Source organism: Nocardia sichangensis (genome assembly GCF_047200615.1).
GTDB classification, from domain to species: Bacteria; Actinomycetota; Actinomycetes; order Mycobacteriales; family Mycobacteriaceae; genus Nocardia; species Nocardia sichangensis.
On record NZ_JBJZOK010000106.1, the window covers coordinates 1 to 1,301 of the forward strand.

A 1,301-nucleotide genomic window follows, 5' to 3' on the forward strand; every position below is an offset into this window, starting at 1 on the left:
GCACCAAGGCCACCTCGTCCGCGTACGCCTCCGCGGCGCGCCGGTAACCGTCCAGCAGCAACTCTGCGGACACCGCGTACCTGGTGCTGTTCCACTCGAGCAGGATGCGTTCGCGCTCGGCGGGAGCCAGCAGGTCGATCGCGCCGATCGGCCGATCCGGCTCGGCCGCGACGGCGGTCAGCAACAGATCCAGCCGCCAGGCGAACTCGGCGATCGTCCGCTCGTCGAACAGGTCGGTGGCGTAGGTGAACATCGCCGTGAACCCCGTGGCCTGTCCACCGGCGGCGGGCACCACGGTCAATTGCAGATCGAATTTCGCCATCGCGCTGTCGAACTCGACCACCCGAGCGGACAGCCCGGGCAGAACTATCTCGGGCATGCTGAGGTTCTGGTAGAACAGCGCCACCTGGAACAACGGATGATGCGCCTGCGAGCGGACCGGGTCCAGCACCTCGACCAGCCGCTCGAACGGCAACTCGGCATGCGAGAACGCGCCGAGATCCGTTTCCTTCGTCCGACCGAGCAGCGCACGGAACGACGCGCCGAGATCGATCCGGGTGCGCAGGACCAGCGTGTTGACGAACATGCCGATCAGCGGATCGAGTTCCCGCTCGCCCCGGCCCGCCACGGGCGTGCCGATGGTGATGTCGTCGATGCCGGTGAGCCGGGCGAGCAGCACCGCCAGGGCGCTGTGCACCACCATGAACTCCGAGGCGCCCGCACTCTGTGCCAGTTCGGCGAGACCTCGGTGCACGGAGGCGTCCACCACGAAGGTGTACTCCGCGCCCCGGCCGGAGGCGACGGCTGGACGCGGCCGGTCCGCGGGTAGGTCGATCCGGTCCGGGATGCCCGCCAAGGCGTCGCGCCAGTAGGCGATCTGGGCCGCGGCCACCGAATCCGGGTCGTCCTCGTCGCCGAGCATCGCGCGCTGCCACAGCGTGTAGTCCGCGTACTGCACGGGTAGCGGTTGCCAGGACGGGCGGGCCCCGTTGCGCCGGGACAGGAACGCGCTGAGCAGGTCACGCAGGAACGGCGCGACCGAAGCGCCGTCGGCCGCGATGTGGTGCACCACCACAACGACCACGTGGTCACCGGGACCGATCTCGGCGAGTGCGATGCGCAGCGGCACCTCCGCCGCGACGTCGAAGCCGGTCAGCGCGAATCCGCGCAGCCAGTCCGGTAGCTCGTGCTCAGCGACCGGCTTCGGCGCGAGGTCGGGAACGGCCTGCGCGGCGGGCAGCACCACCTGATACCCGGTACCGTCCACCGCCGGATACACCGTCCGCAACGTCTCATGACGC

General features: G+C 69.7%; 1 protein-coding gene. It reads right to left on the reverse strand.

The annotated features are described in order from the left end of the window. Positions 1-1,267, reverse strand: a 1,267-nt coding sequence (locus tag ACL03I_RS39310) for a condensation domain-containing protein (RefSeq protein WP_412808641.1), incomplete at its 3' end; no start/stop codon positions are given. Positions 1,268-1,301: the final 34 nt, after the last annotated feature.